12 protein-coding genes and 2 pseudogenes are annotated in these 15,388 nt (G+C 68.1%); all 14 read left to right on the top strand.

What is annotated here, in order from left to right; translation table 11 throughout:
• Nucleotides 1-606: 606 nt before the first annotated feature.
• On the top strand, nucleotides 607-1,455 hold the full coding sequence (locus tag VNG13_08805) for a menaquinone biosynthesis protein (GenBank protein HVA60619.1): 849 nt from the start codon (nucleotides 607-609) through the stop codon (nucleotides 1,453-1,455).
• Between the two features lie 113 nt (nucleotides 1,456-1,568).
• Nucleotides 1,569-1,919 carry a response regulator transcription factor gene (locus VNG13_08800; protein HVA60618.1) on the top strand — a complete coding sequence of 117 codons (351 nt, stop codon included), beginning with the start codon at nucleotides 1,569-1,571 and terminating at the stop codon, nucleotides 1,917-1,919.
• Between the two features lie 95 nt (nucleotides 1,920-2,014).
• Nucleotides 2,015-3,199, top strand: coding sequence for a cyclic dehypoxanthinyl futalosine synthase (gene mqnC / locus VNG13_08795; protein ID HVA60617.1), 1,185 nt, complete (start codon nucleotides 2,015-2,017; stop codon nucleotides 3,197-3,199).
• Nucleotides 3,196-4,473 (top strand): amidohydrolase family protein, encoded by a 1,278-nt coding sequence (locus tag VNG13_08790; protein HVA60616.1) that lies wholly within the window; start codon nucleotides 3,196-3,198, stop codon nucleotides 4,471-4,473. Before mqnC ends, VNG13_08790 begins: the two co-directional genes overlap by 4 nt.
• Complete coding sequence (locus tag VNG13_08785) at nucleotides 4,470-5,162, top strand: demethylmenaquinone methyltransferase (GenBank protein HVA60615.1); 693 nt, start codon at nucleotides 4,470-4,472, stop codon at nucleotides 5,160-5,162. Before VNG13_08790 ends, VNG13_08785 begins: the two co-directional genes overlap by 4 nt.
• 84 nt (nucleotides 5,163-5,246) lie before the next feature.
• Nucleotides 5,247-6,521: a geranylgeranyl reductase family protein gene (locus VNG13_08780; protein ID HVA60614.1), complete on the top strand. Its 1,275-nt coding sequence runs from the start codon at nucleotides 5,247-5,249 to the stop codon at nucleotides 6,519-6,521.
• Between the two features lie 101 nt (nucleotides 6,522-6,622).
• Nucleotides 6,623-6,985, top strand: a complete 363-nt coding sequence (locus VNG13_08775) for an NADH-quinone oxidoreductase subunit A (protein ID HVA60613.1) — start codon at nucleotides 6,623-6,625, stop codon at nucleotides 6,983-6,985.
• A gap of 17 nt (nucleotides 6,986-7,002) precedes the next feature.
• Nucleotides 7,003-7,455 (top strand): annotated as a pseudogene (locus VNG13_08770) (NADH-quinone oxidoreductase subunit B family protein).
• Nucleotides 7,456-7,577: 122 nt separating this feature from the next.
• A pseudogene (locus VNG13_08765) lies at nucleotides 7,578-8,210 on the top strand (NADH-quinone oxidoreductase subunit C).
• On the top strand, nucleotides 8,207-9,547 hold the full coding sequence (locus VNG13_08760; protein HVA60612.1) for an NADH-quinone oxidoreductase subunit D: 1,341 nt from the start codon (nucleotides 8,207-8,209) through the stop codon (nucleotides 9,545-9,547). Before VNG13_08765 ends, VNG13_08760 begins: the two are co-directional and overlap by 4 nt.
• A complete protein-coding gene (gene nuoE / locus VNG13_08755; GenBank protein HVA60611.1) occupies nucleotides 9,547-10,353 on the top strand; it encodes an NADH-quinone oxidoreductase subunit NuoE in 807 nt (268 codons plus the stop codon). Before VNG13_08760 ends, nuoE begins: the two co-directional genes overlap by 1 nt.
• A 2-nt stretch (nucleotides 10,354-10,355) precedes the next feature.
• On the top strand, nucleotides 10,356-11,648 hold the full coding sequence (gene nuoF / locus VNG13_08750; protein ID HVA60610.1) for an NADH-quinone oxidoreductase subunit NuoF: 1,293 nt from the start codon (nucleotides 10,356-10,358) through the stop codon (nucleotides 11,646-11,648).
• Complete coding sequence (locus VNG13_08745) at nucleotides 11,645-14,077, top strand: NADH-quinone oxidoreductase subunit G (GenBank protein ID HVA60609.1); 2,433 nt, start codon at nucleotides 11,645-11,647, stop codon at nucleotides 14,075-14,077. The genes nuoF and VNG13_08745 overlap by 4 nt, the downstream gene beginning before the upstream one ends.
• Nucleotides 14,074-15,333: an NADH-quinone oxidoreductase subunit NuoH gene (nuoH, locus tag VNG13_08740; GenBank protein ID HVA60608.1), complete on the top strand. Its 1,260-nt coding sequence runs from the start codon at nucleotides 14,074-14,076 to the stop codon at nucleotides 15,331-15,333. The genes VNG13_08745 and nuoH overlap by 4 nt, the downstream gene beginning before the upstream one ends.
• The last annotated feature ends 55 nt before the right edge of the window (nucleotides 15,334-15,388 follow it).

Raw genomic sequence — 15,388 nt, 5'->3', positions numbered from 1 at the left:
CTCGCCCGCCGCACCCCAGCTGCGGGACATCATCGCCTGCCAGCAGCGTCTGGTAGACCTCGTCAGTACGAAGAACACCCGGGGTCAGTAGGAGGTGAAGCCCCCGCGCGCATCCGGACGTCTCAGTGAGGAAACGACCCGATCCGGACACCCATGAGTGAGGCACTACGGCCGCGCGTCGCGCCGCGTACACCGCCCCACGCCGACCCCCGAGCAGCCCGCGCGACTAGGCGTCTAGTCGGACCAGCGCCGGGCGTCGGTCTCACGCTCGAAGTCTTCCTCGATGCCGCCCTGGGCTTGCGATTAGACCCCAGATCGCGGCAGCGAACCTCGTAGACGGCCCCCGTGGCCCGTACCCGGCGGCGGATCCCGTACCAGGCGGCGAATCCCGCTTGGTCGACTCACGGCACGCTCCTCTCCAAGCCGGCAACGGCTCGAACGGTGGCCACCCGCCGCGACCTTCTCGGACCACTCGCCGTAGGCTGTGGACAGCCAAGATCGTGGACCACTTTGGACCACAGAACCACGGTCAACAACGGAGTTGAGCGGTCATTCGATGACACGGCTTGCATCCCACTTTCCCCTTAGCGGCCTGCGGTTTCGCCGATGAGCGAGCGCATCACTGGACGACCTCGCGTGGGACATATTCAGTTCCTCAACTGCCTGCCCATCTACTGGGGACTGGTGCATTCCGGCGCGTTGCTCGACATCGAGCTCACCAAGGACAGCCCGGAACGGCTCGGTGAGGACCTAGTCGCCGGCCGACTCGATATTGGTCCGATCAGCCTCGTCGAGTACCTGCGGCACGCCGACGACCTGCTGCTCCTGCCGGATCTCGCGGTCGGCAGCGATGGGCCTGTGCTCTCGGTCAACCTGGTGAGTCAGCTGCCGCTCGCCGAGTTGGGTGGTGAGCCGGTCGCGCTCGGCTCGACCAGTCGGACGAGCGTCTTGCTCGCCGCGATGCTCTTGGAGGAGCGCCACTCGGTGCGCCCTCGCTACTTCAGCTGCCCCCCGGAGCTCGGGCCGATGATGCAGGAGGCCCGGGCGGCAGTTCTTATCGGCGACGTGGCGTTGCGGGCGACTTTCGTGGACGGCCCCCGGCTCGGGTTGGCGGTGCACGATCTCGGCGGGGCCTGGCGGGACTGGACCGGCCTGCCCATGGTCTTCGCGGTGTGGGCGGCCCGGCGCGAATTCGCCGCGGGGCACCCCGGGTTGGTCAAGGAGGTCCACGAGGGATTCATCAGGTCCCGCGATTTATCGCTCGACCGGGTTGATGAGGTCGCCGCCGGAGCGGCGCGCTGGGAGGACTTCGACGCTGCCACGCTCGCCAGGTACTTCCGGACGCTCGACTTCTCCTTGGGGCCGCGCCAACTGGCGGGGCTCGCCGAGTTCGCCCGGAGGGCCGCGGCCCGCGGCGTCGTCCCGGCCGGGGTGGAGCCCGAGTTCGTCACGTGACCGGGCCGGAATAGTCTGTCCGGGCTACTGACCGTTCGTCCGTTCGGGGGCACACTCGGGCCGTGGGGCCGACTACGCAGCGTAGGATTGCTGTCACACAGCGTCGCATCCGGGTGGCGCTCGCGGATGATTCGTCAAGCCTGCGCGAGCTGCTGAGCCTGCTTCTCGAGGACGACGGCGGTTTCGAACTGGTCGGCGCAGCCGCGGACGGCGCCGAGCTGCTCGACCTGGCGATCCGGGAACACCCGGAGCTCGTGCTGCTCGACCTCACGATGCCGGTGCTCGACGGGATGACCACGCTCAGCCGGCTGCGGCCCCTGCTGCCACAGGCCCGGCTAGTCGTCTTCACCGGGTGCGACGAACCTGCTGCGCGCCGACAGGCGCTCGCGCTCGGGGCCGACGATTACATCGACAAGAGTGTCGGCGTACTCGATCTGCTGGCCCGGCTGCGGTCCGGTAGCTGATCGGGGGGGCGGTCGCCGGCCCGGGCGCACTGGTTACGCTCAAGGCATCCGTTTCCGGGGAGATCTCGGGATCCGCCCCGAGCCGAGGAGTGTCCTTGCGGCAGTCGAGCGAGACGTCGGCGGTCCTCGACCGGGCTGCAGCCGGTGGGCGGATCACCCCGGACGAGGCGCTCGCGCTCTACCGAGACGCCCCGTTGCACTCCCTCGGCCGGGCGGCGGACGCTGTTCGCCGCCAGCGCTACCCGGACGGGATCGCGACCTACATCATCGATCGCAACATCAACTACACCAACGTCTGCGTCACGGCTTGCAAGTTCTGCGCCTTCTACCGAGCGCCCAAGCACTCCGAAGGCTGGGTGCGTGACCTGGAGGAGATCCTGCGCCGCTGCGGCGAGGCCGTCGAACTCGGCGCCACGCAGATCATGCTCCAGGGCGGCCACCACCCCGACTTCGGAATCGAGTGGTACGAGCAGACCTTCGCGGCGATCAAGTCCCGATATCCGCAGCTGGTACTGCACTCCCTCGGTGGATCGGAGGTGGTGCACATCTCCCGGGTGAGCCAGCTGCCGATCCGCGACGTCATCGTCCGATTGACCGATGCCGGGCTTGACTCTTTCGCCGGCGCCGGAGCCGAGATCCTCACCGAACGTCCGCGGCAGGCGATCGCCCCGCTCAAAGAGGCCGGTACGGTCTGGCTCGAAGTCATGGAGACGGCGCATCGGCTCGGCGTCGAGTCGACGGCCACCTTCATGATGGGGACCGGTGAGACAAACGCCGAACGGATCGAGCATCTGCGCCTGATCCGTGACGTTCAGGACCGCACCGGCGGATTCCGGTCGTTCATTCCGTGGACCTACCAGCCGGAGAACAACCACCTCAAGGGCAGCACCCAGGCGTCGATCGTGGAGTACCTCCGGCTGGTTGCGCTTGCCCGACTGTTCTTCGACAACATCGCTCACCTCCAGGGATCATGGCTCACCGTCGGCAAGGACGTGGGTCAGCTCACCCTTCATTACGGTGCCGACGATCTGGGCTCGGTCATGCTCGAGGAGAATGTGGTGTCCTCTGCCGGCGCGCGTCATCGGTCCAACCGGCTAGAGCTGATCCAGCTCATCCGCGCCGCGGGCCGCATTCCGGCTCAGCGGGACACCAGCTACCGCCGCCTCCTGGTTCACGCCGATCCCGCGCATGACCCAACCGACGACCGGGTGGTTTCGCACTTCTCCTCGACCGCGGTTCAGAGGGGTCGGGGAGCGGCGCTCACGCTAACGCCCGCGTGAGCGCGACGGCCGACGTCGAACTGCACCGCGCGTCGGTCGTCCTGCCGATCACCGCGTCGCCGATCCGCGAGGGTGCCGTCGCCGTCGCCAACGGCCGGATCTGCGCGGTTGGGGACGCGGAAATGCTCGCCAGGCGCTTCCCGGCCGCCCCGGCCCGACGCTGGCCGGGTGTGCTGCTTCCCGGGCTGGTCAACGCGCACACCCACCTCCAGTACTCGGCGTTCGCCGATCTCGCGACCGGGCCGGTGGACTTTCCGAGTTGGATCTCGGCGCTCACTGCACGCCGCCGGGATTTCGACGACGCGGCCTGGGCGGACAGCGCGGCCACCGGCGTCCGGCTGGCCTTGGAGGCCGGTACGACCTGCGTTGCCGACGTGGTTACCGACCCGGCTGCCCTCGGCCCGGCCGCGGAGGTCGGCCTCGCCGGCATCAGTTACCTCGAGCTTGTTGGAGTCGACGACGAGCGATGGCCGGCCGTCGCGGATCGGCTCGAGGCCGCGCTTCGGGCCGCTCCGCCGGGTCGCCGGGTCGGGGTGAGCCCGCATTCGCTGTACACGCTCGGTTCGGCGGTGTTCCGGAGCGCGTTTCAGCTCGCCCGCGAGCGCGGATTGCGGCTACACACCCATCTTGCGGAGACCGCGGCAGAGGTCGAGTTCGTGGGCGCCGGTACCGGCCCGTTCGCCGAATGGTCCCGACGGCTCGGGCTTCGCCTGGAACTCGTCGGTGCTTCTGGGTCGGGCCGCACTCCCGCGGCGGAGCTGGCTCACCTCGGCGCACTGGCGCCGGATCTGCACGTTGCGCACGGGATCCACGTGGATGCCGAGGGGCGGGCGCTGCTGCGGGCGCACCGGGTGTCCGTCGCGGTCTGCGTCCGCTCAAACCGGACACTAGGGGCTGGCCGGGCGCCGATCCTCGACTACCTGTCCGAGGGCAGTCCGCTGGCGATCGGAACGGACTCGCTCGCATCCGTGAGCTCGCTCGACATGTTCGAGGAGCTACGCGCGGTACGCCACCTGGTTGGCGAGCAGTCCCGCGAGGAAACGTCGGGCCTCGACCAGCGGCTGCTCGAGGCAGCGACTATCGGCGGTGCGACCGCGCTCGGGCTTGATGACGTGGGGCGGCTCGCCCCCGGCGCCCGAGCTGACCTGGCCGTGATCGATGTCGACACCTCCGGGGACGTCTACCGGGAGCTCGTCGAGCACGGGTCCGGGCGGTGTGTAGCGACCATCCTGCACGGTCGGGTGGTCCACGAGGTGCCGGTGGCCGCGCGGTGAGCCGGGCCAGCCTCGCCAAACGTCCGGCCGAGGTCCAGGCAATGTTCGACGACGTGGCTGCTCGCTACGACCTCACGAACGACGTGCTCTCGCTGGGGCAGGACCGCAGATGGCGGCGGGTCGTCGCTTCGGTGGTTGCCGCCGCGTCGGGGGAACGGATTCTCGACCTGGCCGCCGGAACTGGGACCTCGTCGTTGCCGTTCGCCGCGGCCGGCGCGACTGTCGTGTCCTGCGACTTCTCACTCGGCATGCTCGCCGTCGGGGGCCGCCGCTACCGTCACTTGCGATTTGTTGCCGGGGACGCGTTGCGGCTGCCCTTTCGCGGCGCTGCCTTCGACGCGGTCACGATCTCCTTCGGCCTGCGCAACGTGGCCGACGTAGACGCGGCGCTGCGCGAGCTTTACCGAGTCTGTCGGCCGGGAGGCCGGCTGTGTGTCTGCGAGTTCAGCCACCCCGGCTGGGCTCCGCTGCGCCGGATCTACCTCGAGTACCTGGTCCGCGGCCTGCCCGCCGTCGCCCGCCGGGTGAGTAGCAACCCCGAGTCCTACGAATACCTGGCCGACTCGATCCGAGCCTGGCCGGATCCGGCTGCGCTGGCCGAGCGGATCGGCCGCGCCGGCTGGCAACAGGTCGGCTGGCGCAACCTGTCTTCGGGCATTGTCGCCGTGCACCGGGCGGTACGGGCGTGATGCGGGGCGCCGTCCCCCTTACTAGACTGACGGCATGCTCGTGAACGGATTCACAAGCCCGGGCCGCCCGGCTGGGGGCTCGACGTGACCGATGAGCGGGACGCCGACGTCGTAATCGTGGGCGCCGGGCCGGCTGGTTCGACCGCGGCCCATCACCTGGCGCGGGCCGGGCTGGACGTCGTGCTGCTCGAGAAGTGCGCGTTACCACGGGAAAAGGTCTGCGGCGATGGCCTGACTCCCCGCGCCGTGCGACAGCTTGTCGACCTCGGCATCGACCTCGGACCAGAAGCTGGCTGGCTGCGCAACCGCGGGCTGCGAATCCTCGGCGGCGGAATGCGCCTCGAGTTGCCGTGGCCCGACCTCGCCAGTTTCCCCGACTTCGGACTGGTTCGCCCCCGCCTGGACTTCGACGAACTCCTCGCCCGGCATGCGGTCAAAGCCGGGGCGCGGTTGCGCGAACGCACGGCTGTCGTCGGTCCGCTGCTCAACGACCGGACCGGCCAGGTGGTCGGCGTAACCGCACGGGACCTGGAGCCCGATGGGGGGAAAGGCGAGACCCGCACCTACCGCGCCCCGCTCGTGCTCGCCGCCGACGGCAACTCGAGCCGGCTCGCGCTCGGGCTCGGACTGGCCCGGCGACCAGACCGGCCGATGGGGGTCGCGGTTCGCCGGTACTACCGCAGTCCTCGCCACGACGATGATTGGCTCGAATCCTGGCTGGAGCTCGTCGCAGGAGATCAGTTGCTCCCGGGGTACGGCTGGGTGTTTGGCATCGGGGACGGCACGAGCAACGTCGGGCTCGGGATCCTCAACACCTCGCAGGCCTTTCAGAATGTTGACTACCGCGAATTGCTACGTGGCTGGCTGACCCAGATGCCCCCCGAGTGGGGCTTCGTCGAGGAGAACGCAACCGGACCGATCCGGGGGAGCGCGCTGCCGATGGGCTTCAACCGCACCCCCCACTACACCCGCGGAGTGCTCTTGCTCGGTGACGCTGGCGGCATGGTCAACCCGTTCAATGGCGAGGGGATCGCCTACGCGATGGAGTCCGCGAGCCTGGCCGCGGAGATCGTCGTCCAGGCCCTGGCCCGGCCGGCAGGGCCCGCCCGGGAGCGGGCCCTTGCCGGCTACCCGAACGCCCTCGCCGCGGCCTACGGCGGCTACTACACACTCGGCCGGGCCTTCGTCCGGCTGATCGGGAACCCGTCGGTCATGAAGCTCGCGACCCGCCACGGGCTTCCGCATCCCACCCTCATGCGCTTCACCCTGAAGCTGCTCGCCAACCTCACCGACCCATCCGGCGGCGACGCCATGGATCGCCTGGTCAACGCGCTGAGCCGGCTCGCTCCGGCGGCCTGAAAGCCTGGTCAACCCGCGGAAACCCTGCCGACGGGAGCCATGGTCGCGGCACCTAGACTCGGGCGGGCTCAGAGGCCCCTCGATGTAGAGAGGAGGACTGCATGCTCGACGAGTACGTGCCGATCATCGCCGTGTTCATCCTCTCGGCGGGATTCGCCGTGTTGTCCGTCGTCGGGGGCAGCCTGATCGGTCCGAAACGGCATAACCGAGCGAAGCTCGACCCCTACGAGTGCGGCATCGAAACCACCCGGCAGGCGTTCACCGGCCATCGCTTTCCGATCAAGTACTACCTCACCGCGATGCTATTCATCATCTTCGACATCGAGATCATCTTCTTGTACCCGTGGGCCGTGGCGTTCGGGCATCTAGGTGGTTTCGGGCTCATCGAAATGGTCCTGTTCATCCTGACCGTGTTCGTCGCGTACGCCTACGTCTGGCGGCGCGGCGGACTCGAATGGGATTGAGCGGAGGTGCCGTCGTAATGGGCCTAGAGGACAAGCTCCCCAGCGGGTTCCTGCTCACCACGCTCGAAGAAGCCGCCGGTCTGGCGCGGAAGAACTCGCTCTGGCCGGCGACCTTCGGCCTGGCCTGTTGCGCCATCGAAATGATGGCCACTGGCGCCGGCCGCTACGACCTCGCCCGCTTCGGGATGGAGGTCTTCCGGGCCTCGCCCCGGCAGGCCGACCTGATGATCGTGGCGGGCCGGGTCAGTCAGAAGATGGCGCCCGTCCTTCGGCAGATCTACGATCAGATGCCAGAGCCGAAGTGGGTTCTTGCCATGGGGGTGTGCGCCTCCTCGGGCGGGATGTTCAACAACTACGCGATTGTGCAGGGCGTCGACCACGTAGTCCCGGTCGACATGTACCTCCCGGGCTGTCCGCCCCGCCCTGAGATGCTCATGGACGCCATCCTCAAGCTGCACGACAAGATCAGGGTGGGGCCGCTCGACGGCAAGCTCGCGCACACGACGATTGGCGACTCCCCCTACGTGAAGCCGATCGAGAAGGCGACGGCCGCCGCGAGGGGGTCACTCGCATGAGTGAGCAGCCTCCCCACCGAGCCGGCATGTTCGGGGTTACCGGATCCGGCGACACCTCTGGCTTCGGTGGGCTGGTGGTTCAGCCGCTCCCGGCGGGGTCGAGCCCACGGCCGTATGGCGGTTACCTCGACGAGGTGCACGACGAGCTTGCCCGGGTGCTTCCCGACTTCGAAGACGCCGTCGAGCGGGTCGTGGTCGATCATGGTGAGCTCACGCTGCACGTCAGGCGTGAGCGGCTGCTCGAGGTTGCCCAGCGGTTGCGCGACGAGCTTCGGCTGCGCTTCGAGGTGTGCCACAGCGTCTCGGGCGTCGACTACCCCGCCGACCCGAACGGTCGGCGGTTGCACGCCGTTTACCACCTCACCTCGTTGAGTCGGGGGCGCCGGGTCCGGCTCGAAGTCGCGGTGAGCGATGTCGACCCGCACGTCCCCTCCGTCACTGGTCTGTGGCCCGGCGCCAACTGGCACGAGCGCGAGACGTGGGACATGTTCGGCCTGATCTTCGACGGCCATCCCGGGCTCACCCGGATCCTCATGCCCGACGACTGGCCCGGTCACCCGCAGCGAAAGGACTACCCGCTCGGTGGTGTCCCGGTCGAGTACAAGGGTGCGCGGATTCCACCCCCGGACGAGCGGCGGTCGTACGCGTGAACGGCCAGGACGCTGACTGGGAATCCGCCGCGCCGGCCAGGGACACGACTGAAGGCCGGGTCTACACGGTCACCGGGGCGGACTGGGACACCATCATCGAGGGGCTCGACCCGCTGGACAGCGAGCGGATCGTCATCAATATGGGGCCGCAGCATCCGTCGACGCACGGCGTGCTCCGGCTGATCCTGGAGCTCGAAGGCGAGACGGTGACCGAGGCCCGAGTGGTCATCGGCTACCTGCATACGGGGATCGAGAAGAACACGGAGTTCCGCACCTGGACTCAGGGCGTCACCTTCGTCACCCGGATGGATTACCTTTCGCCGATTTTCAACGAGACGGTCTACTGTCTCGCCGTCGAAGACCTGTTGGGCATCACTGACCAGATCCCGGAGCGGGTCAACGTCATCCGGGTGCTCATGATGGAGCTCAACCGGATCTCCTCGCACTGTGTCTGGCTCGGCACGACCGGGCTCGAGGTCGGCGCGCTGTCCGCAATGCTGTACGGCTTCCGGGAGCGCGAACTCATCCTGGACATCTTCGAGATGATCACTGGTCTCCGGATGAACCACGCGTACATCCGGCCGGGCGGCGTGGCCCAGGACATCCCGCCCGGCGCGGTCGACAAGGTCCGCGAATTCCTCCAGCTCATGCCGTCCCGGATCGACGAGTACGAGGCGCTCCTCACCGGGCAGCCGATCTGGCACAAGCGACTCAAGGAGGTGGGCTATCTCGATCTGACCGGCTGCGTCGCGCTTGGCATCACCGGTCCGGTGCTGCGGGCCACCGGCTTGCCCTGGGACCTACGAAAGAGCATGCCGTACTGCGGTTACGAGACCTACGACTTCGAGGTCGTGACCGAAACCGAAGGCGACTGCTTCGCCCGCTATCTGGTCCGGATCGGCGAGATGCGGCAGTCGCTGGCGATTGTCGAGCAATGCCTTGATCGGCTCCGACCGGGCCCGACGATGGTGGCGGACAAAAAGATCGCATGGCCGGCCCAGTTGGCACTGGGCGCTGACGGCCTGGGCAACTCCCTCGACCACATTCGAAGGATCATGGGAACGTCCATGGAGGCCCTGATCCACCACTTCAAGCTCGTGACGGAGGGCTTCCGCGTCCCTGCCGGGCAGGTTTACCGGGCGATCGAATCCCCGCGAGGGGAACTCGGCGTCCACTTGGTGAGTGACGGGGGCACCCGGCCCTATCGCTGCCACTTCCGGGACCCGTCGTTCACGAACCTGCAGGCCGTGCCAGCTGTCTCCGAGGGCGGCATGATCGCGGACGTGATCGCCGCGGTGGCCAGTCTCGACCCGGTGATGGGCGGGGTGGATCGCTAGTGCCGTTCACCGACGAGACCCGGAGCCGGGCCCGGCAGATCATCGCGCGCTACCCGAGGCCTCGGTCGGCGCTGCTCCCGATGCTGCATCTCGTGCAGTCGGAGGAGGGCTACGTCTCACCGGATGGCGTCGCGTTCTGCGCCCAGGAGCTGGGGCTGACCAAGGCCGAGGTGGGTGCGGTCGCGACCTTCTACACGATGTACAAGCGGGGGCCCACCGGTGAATGGTTGGTGAGCGTGTGCACCAACTTGGCCTGCCAAATCCTCGGCGGTGAAGAGATCTATGCCTGCCTGTCTCGCCACCTCGAGGTCGGTTACGACGAGACCACGCCCGACGGTCGGATCACGTTTGAGCACGCCGAGTGTCTGGCCGCGTGCGACTACGCGCCGGTCTTCACAGTGAATTACGAGTTCTTCGACAACGCCACCCCGGAGTCGGCACTCGGAGTCGTGCAAGCGTTGCAGCGCGGCGAACGCCCCCATCCCACCCGTGGTGAGCCACTCGTGACGTTCCGGGAAATCGAGGCTCAGCTGGCTGGCTTCCTCAGCGCCGCGTCGATCTCGGCAGCGACGGACACGGGCGAGCCGGCGCATCCGGACCCGCCGACTCCGGTTGACAGCCGGAGCGGCGCCGGCCTCGAGGGCACCGACCTGGCCCCTCCGCCAGGTTCTGATCGCTACGGGGTCCCGGACGGGATCACCGAGGAACGCGTGAGCGCCGCCGAGGCGGCTAGCACCTACGGTGCCGGCGGTGCAGCGGACGCCGCCCCGGGCGGCGCGGCGCAGGCGCCCGAGGGGGGTGCGTAACGGTGCCGTTGACCCCAGTTCTGACCGAGCGTTGGGCCGAGCCCCAGTCCTGGACCCTAGCGAGCTACGAGCGGACCGGTGGGTACACCGCTCTGCGCAAGGCGCTGGGCATGCCGCCGGACGAGATCACCCAGTTGGTGAAGGACTCGGGCCTGCGCGGTCGGGGCGGCGCGGGTTTCCCGACCGGGCAGAAGTGGGGCTTCATTCCACAGGAGGACGGCAAGCCCCATTATCTCGTGGTCAATGCCGACGAAGCCGAACCCGGTACGTGCAAGGACGCGCCGCTGATGATGGCCGACCCGCACGCGCTGATCGAGGGCGCGGTCATCGCGGCTTACGCGGTGCGGTGTGCACACGCCTTCATCTATCTGCGCGGCGAGCTGGTCCACGCCGGCCGTCGCGTGGAGGGTGCGATCCGGGAAGCGTACGCGGCCGGCTATCTCGGGCGGGACATCCTCGGATCCGGATTCGATCTCGAACTCACGGTGCACCGTGGGGCCGGGGCATACATCTGCGGGGAAGAGACCGCACTGCTCGACTCGCTGGAGGGCTACCGGGGACAGCCCCGGCTGCGGCCGCCCTTCCCCGCCGTGGCCGGTCTGTATGCCTGCCCCACCGTCGTCAACAACGTCGAGACGATCGCCAGCGTCCCGTTCATCGTCGATCGCGGGGTCGGGTGGTGGAGGTCGATCGGCACCGAGAAGTCCCCGGGCCCGAAGATCTTCAGCTTGTCTGGTCACGTCACCCGGCCCGGCCAGTACGAGGTGCCGCTGGGGACTACTCTGCGTGAATTGCTCGGGCTAGCCGGTGGCGTCCGCGCAGGTCATCAGCTCAAGGCCTGGACGCCGGGTGGTTCCTCGACCCCCTTGCTCACCGATGCCCACTTGGATGTGCCGCTCGACTTTGAGGGCGTTCAGGAAGCCGGATCGCTGCTCGGGACCGCCGCGATCATGGTGATGGACGACTCGGTCTGCATGGTGAACACGGCATTGCGCCTGACCGAGTTCTACGCGCACGAGTCGTGCGGCAAGTGCACCCCCTGCCGGGAGGGCACCTACTGGATGGTGCAGATCCTCCAGCGACTCGAGCAGGGCACCGGCAGCGACGAGGACATCGCCACGCTTCTCGACACCTGCGACAACATTTTCGGTCGGGCCTTCTGTGCGCTAGGTGACGGAGCCGTGAGTCCGATCGTGTCCTCGATCAAGTACTTCCGCGACGAGTATGTCGCGCACTACGAGCAGGGCAGTTGCCCGCTCAAGTTGGATGCCGTGCTGGCCGGAGCGCATCCATGACCGACGGTCCATCCCGCGACGTGGATGCCACCCGTCCCGCTGACGAAGTCTCGCTCAGCATCGATGGCATCGAGCTGAGCGTGCCCAAGGGGACCCTGATCATCCGGGCCGCCGAGCAGCTGGGTATCCAAGTCCCTCGGTTCTGCGACCACCCGCTGCTCGATCCGATCGGCGCCTGCCGTCAGTGCATGGTCGAGGTCGAAGGCCAGCGCAAGCCCATGACGGCGTGCACGACGACGTGTACCGACGGCATGGTGGTCCAGACGCAGTTGACGTCGATGGTGGCCGGCAAAGCGCAGGCCGGGACGCTGGAAATGCTGCTCATCAATCATCCGCTCGACTGCCCGGTGTGCGACAAGGGCGGGGAATGTCCCTTGCAGAACCAGGCGATGAGCAACGGTTACGCCGAATCCCGGTTCCTCGACCGGAAGCGCACCTTCCCGAAGCCGATTCCGATTTCGAGTCAGATACTCCTCGACCGAGAGCGCTGCGTGCTCTGTGCCCGGTGCACCCGCTTCTCCCAGCAGATCGCGGGGGACCCGTTCATCGACCTGTTCGAGCGGGGAGCACTCGAACAGGTCGCCATCTACGAGGACGAGCCGTTCGAGTCCTACTTCTCGGGCAACACCGTGCAGATCTGTCCAGTGGGGGCGTTGACCGGAACGGCGTACCGGTTCCGGGCCCGGCCGTTCGACTTGGTGTCCACGCCGTCGGTCTGCGAGCACTGTTCCTCCGGTTGCCAGCAACGAACCGACTGGCGTCGCGGACGCGTGCTGCGCCGCCTCGCCGGATCCGACCCGGACGTCAACGAGGAGTGGAACTGCGACAAGGGCCGTTGGGCATTCGCCTACGCCACCGCCGCGGACCGGCTCACGACGCCGGCGGTCCGCGACCCCGAGGGGTACCTCGTCGAGACCTCGTGGACCGAGGCGCTGGACGCTGCGGCGGACGCGCTTCGGCCGGCCGCCGGCCGGGTGGGCGTTCTGACCGGTGGCCGGCTCACGGTCGAGGATGCCTACGCCTACGCCAAATTCGCCCGCCGGGTCTGCCGCAGCAACGACATCGACTTCCGGGCCCGGCCGCACTCGCGCGAGGAGGAGGAGTTTCTCGCCGGCAGGGTTGCGGGCCGCTACCTCGAGGTGACCTACGCCGATCTCGAGTCCGCGCCGACGGTGCTGCTGGTCGGCTTCGAACCGGAAGAAGAGTCGCCGATCGTGTTCCTCCGGCTGCGCAAGGCGGTGCGCACAGGGCAGACGAAGGTCTACTCGGTGGCCTCTTGGACGACTGCCGGGCTCACGAAGCTGGCTGGGATCCTGATTCGCACCATCCCGGGAGCCGAGCCGGACCTGCTTGGGGCCATCGCTGGCGGCGGCGCCGGCCGCGGGGAGGACGTCGCGGCTGCGGCGGCGGGCCTAAGCCGACCGGGGGCCGTCATCCTCGTCGGCGAGCGGGTCGCATCGCTGGCGGGCACGCTTTCGGCAGTGGTAAGACTGGCCGAACAGACCGGGGCGAGGCTTGCCTGGGTGCCACGACGGGCCGGCGATCGGGGGGCGGTCGAGGCCGGCGCGCTCCCGAACCTGTTGCCGGGCGGCCGCCGGATCGACGATCCGGGCGCGCACGCCGAGGTCAGCGGGGTCTGGGGCGGCGAGATCCCGACGGTTGTCGGGCGGAATACGACCGAGATTCTCGAGGCAGCCCGGGGCGGCGAGCTCGACGTGCTCATTGTCGGCGGGGTGGACATCGCGGACCTACCGGATCCGGACCTGGCGGAGGCCGCCCTCGCTGCGGCGCCATTCGTCATCAGCCTCGAGCTGCGCACGAGTTTCGTCACCGAGCGCGCGGACGTCGTCCTCCCGGTTGCGCCGACAGTCGAAAAGGGCGGCACGTTTCTCAACTGGGAGGGTCGGGTTCGGCCCTTCTCGGCCACCTTCGAACAGACCGGTGCACTCCCGGACGGTCGGGTGCTGCACGCCCTGGCTGGTCAGCTGGATGTCGATCTCGGGTTGCCGCACGCCGACGCCGCGCGGGACGAACTCCGCCGCATCGGCGCGGCGCCGGCGTCCGCACGCACGATCGACGACCAAGGCGCGACGGTCCCGGTGCCGGACGCTGGCCAGGCGATCCTGGCTAGCTGGCACCACCTGCTCGATGACGGAGCCCTTCAGGACGGTGAACCGTTCCTCGCCGGGACTAGGCGCCTACCGCGGGCGTTGATCTCGGCCGGTACCGCGGCCGAGATAGGCGTGCAGGCAGGCGGCCCGCTGACGGTGTCGACGCAACGAGGTGCGGTGACCCTTCCATCTGGAATCGCCGACTTGCCCGATCGTGTGGTCTGGCTACCCACCAGGTCGCCGGGATGTCATGTTCGTCGCGATCTGGGCGTCGACGCGGGGGCCCTCGTAGCGCTCTCGGCCGGGGGGCAGTCATGAGGGCTTTGCCGTTCGCCGACGTGGCCGTGCCGTCAGGTTTCGGCTCGGACCCGTGGTGGCTCATCATCAGCAAGGTTGTGGTGATCTTCGTCTTCTTGGTGGCGACCACCTTGTTCATGATCTGGGCCGAGCGTCGGGTGGTCGCGCGAATGCAGCAGCGGCTCGGCCCGAACCGGGTCGGGCCCTACGGCATCGGACAGGGCCTGGCCGACGGGATCAAGCTCGCCCTCAAAGAGGACATCATCCCTAAGCTCGCCGACAAGCCGGTTTACCTGCTGGCGCCTTTGGTCTCGGCGATCCCGGCCCTGATGGCCTTCGCGGTGATTCCGATCGGTCCCGTCGTGTCCATCGCGGGTCACCACACCCCGCTGCAGATCACCGACTTCCCGGTGGCCGTGCTTTACATCCTGGCCTGCTCGGCGTTCGGCGTGTACGGGATCGTGCTCGCCGGCTGGGCGAGCGGTTCGGCCTATCCGCTGCTCGGCGGCCTGCGCTCGGCGGCGCAGGTCATCAGCTACGAGGTAGCTCTTGGCCTGTCTCTGGTCGCTGTCTTCCTTTACGCGGGCTCGTTGTCCACGTCGCAGATAGTGGCAGGTCAGCACTCGGTCTGGTACGCGATCTCGTTGGCCCCATCGATGATCATCTACGCGGTCGCGGCGGTCGGGGAGACAAACCGTGCCCCGTTCGACCTCCCCGAGGCCGAGGGTGAGCTGGTTGGCGGCTTCCACACCGAATACTCGTCGTTGAAGTTCGCGATGTTCTTCCTAGCGGAGTACATCAACATGACGACGGTGTCGGCGCTGGCCACCACGTTGTTCCTCGGCGGCTGGCGCGCGCCATGGCCCTTGTCCCTCGACCCGACTCTCAACACGGGTTGGTGGCCGGTCCTCTGGTTCCTGATCAAGCTCTTTGGAATCCTGTTCATCTTCATCTGGCTTCGCGGCACGCTGCCGCGGCTGCGGTACGACCAGTTCATGCGACTGGGCTGGAAGGTCCTGATCCCGGTGAGCCTGATCTGGATCATGCTGGTCGGGGCCATCCGCCAAGTTCACACCACCTCGCGCGCCCACCTGCTCGAATACATCGGGATCCCGGTCCTAATCCTGCTCGCCGTCATCTGGATCTGGCCGGAGCAGCAGCGGCAACCGGAGGAAGTGCCCACTGCCGAGCGGCCCGAGCCGGGCGGGTATCCGGTGCCTGCTCTGCCCGGCGAGCCGGATTCGACGGCGGAAACGCAGGAGGTCAGCCGTGCCTAGCCTGTTCGATCCCTACCTTGCCCCGGTCCGCGGGTTCGGTGTCACGTTTTCCACC

This window comes from Mycobacteriales bacterium (assembly GCA_035533475.1).
In the GTDB taxonomy this organism is placed as follows: domain Bacteria; phylum Actinomycetota; class Actinomycetes; order DATLTS01; family DATLTS01; genus DATLTS01.
This window is presented reverse-complemented; position numbering and strand designations above follow the sequence as displayed.

Coding starts and splice junctions, on each gene's coding strand:
- VNG13_08745 (HVA60609.1), top strand. CDS start 11,645: ATGACCGACGGTCCATCCCGCGACGTGGATGCCACCCGTCCCGCTGAC.
- nuoH (HVA60608.1), top strand. CDS start 14,074: ATGAGGGCTTTGCCGTTCGCCGACGTGGCCGTGCCGTCAGGTTTCGGC.
- VNG13_08775 (HVA60613.1), top strand. CDS start 6,623: ATGCTCGACGAGTACGTGCCGATCATCGCCGTGTTCATCCTCTCGGCG.
- VNG13_08805 (HVA60619.1), top strand. CDS start 607: ATGAGCGAGCGCATCACTGGACGACCTCGCGTGGGACATATTCAGTTC.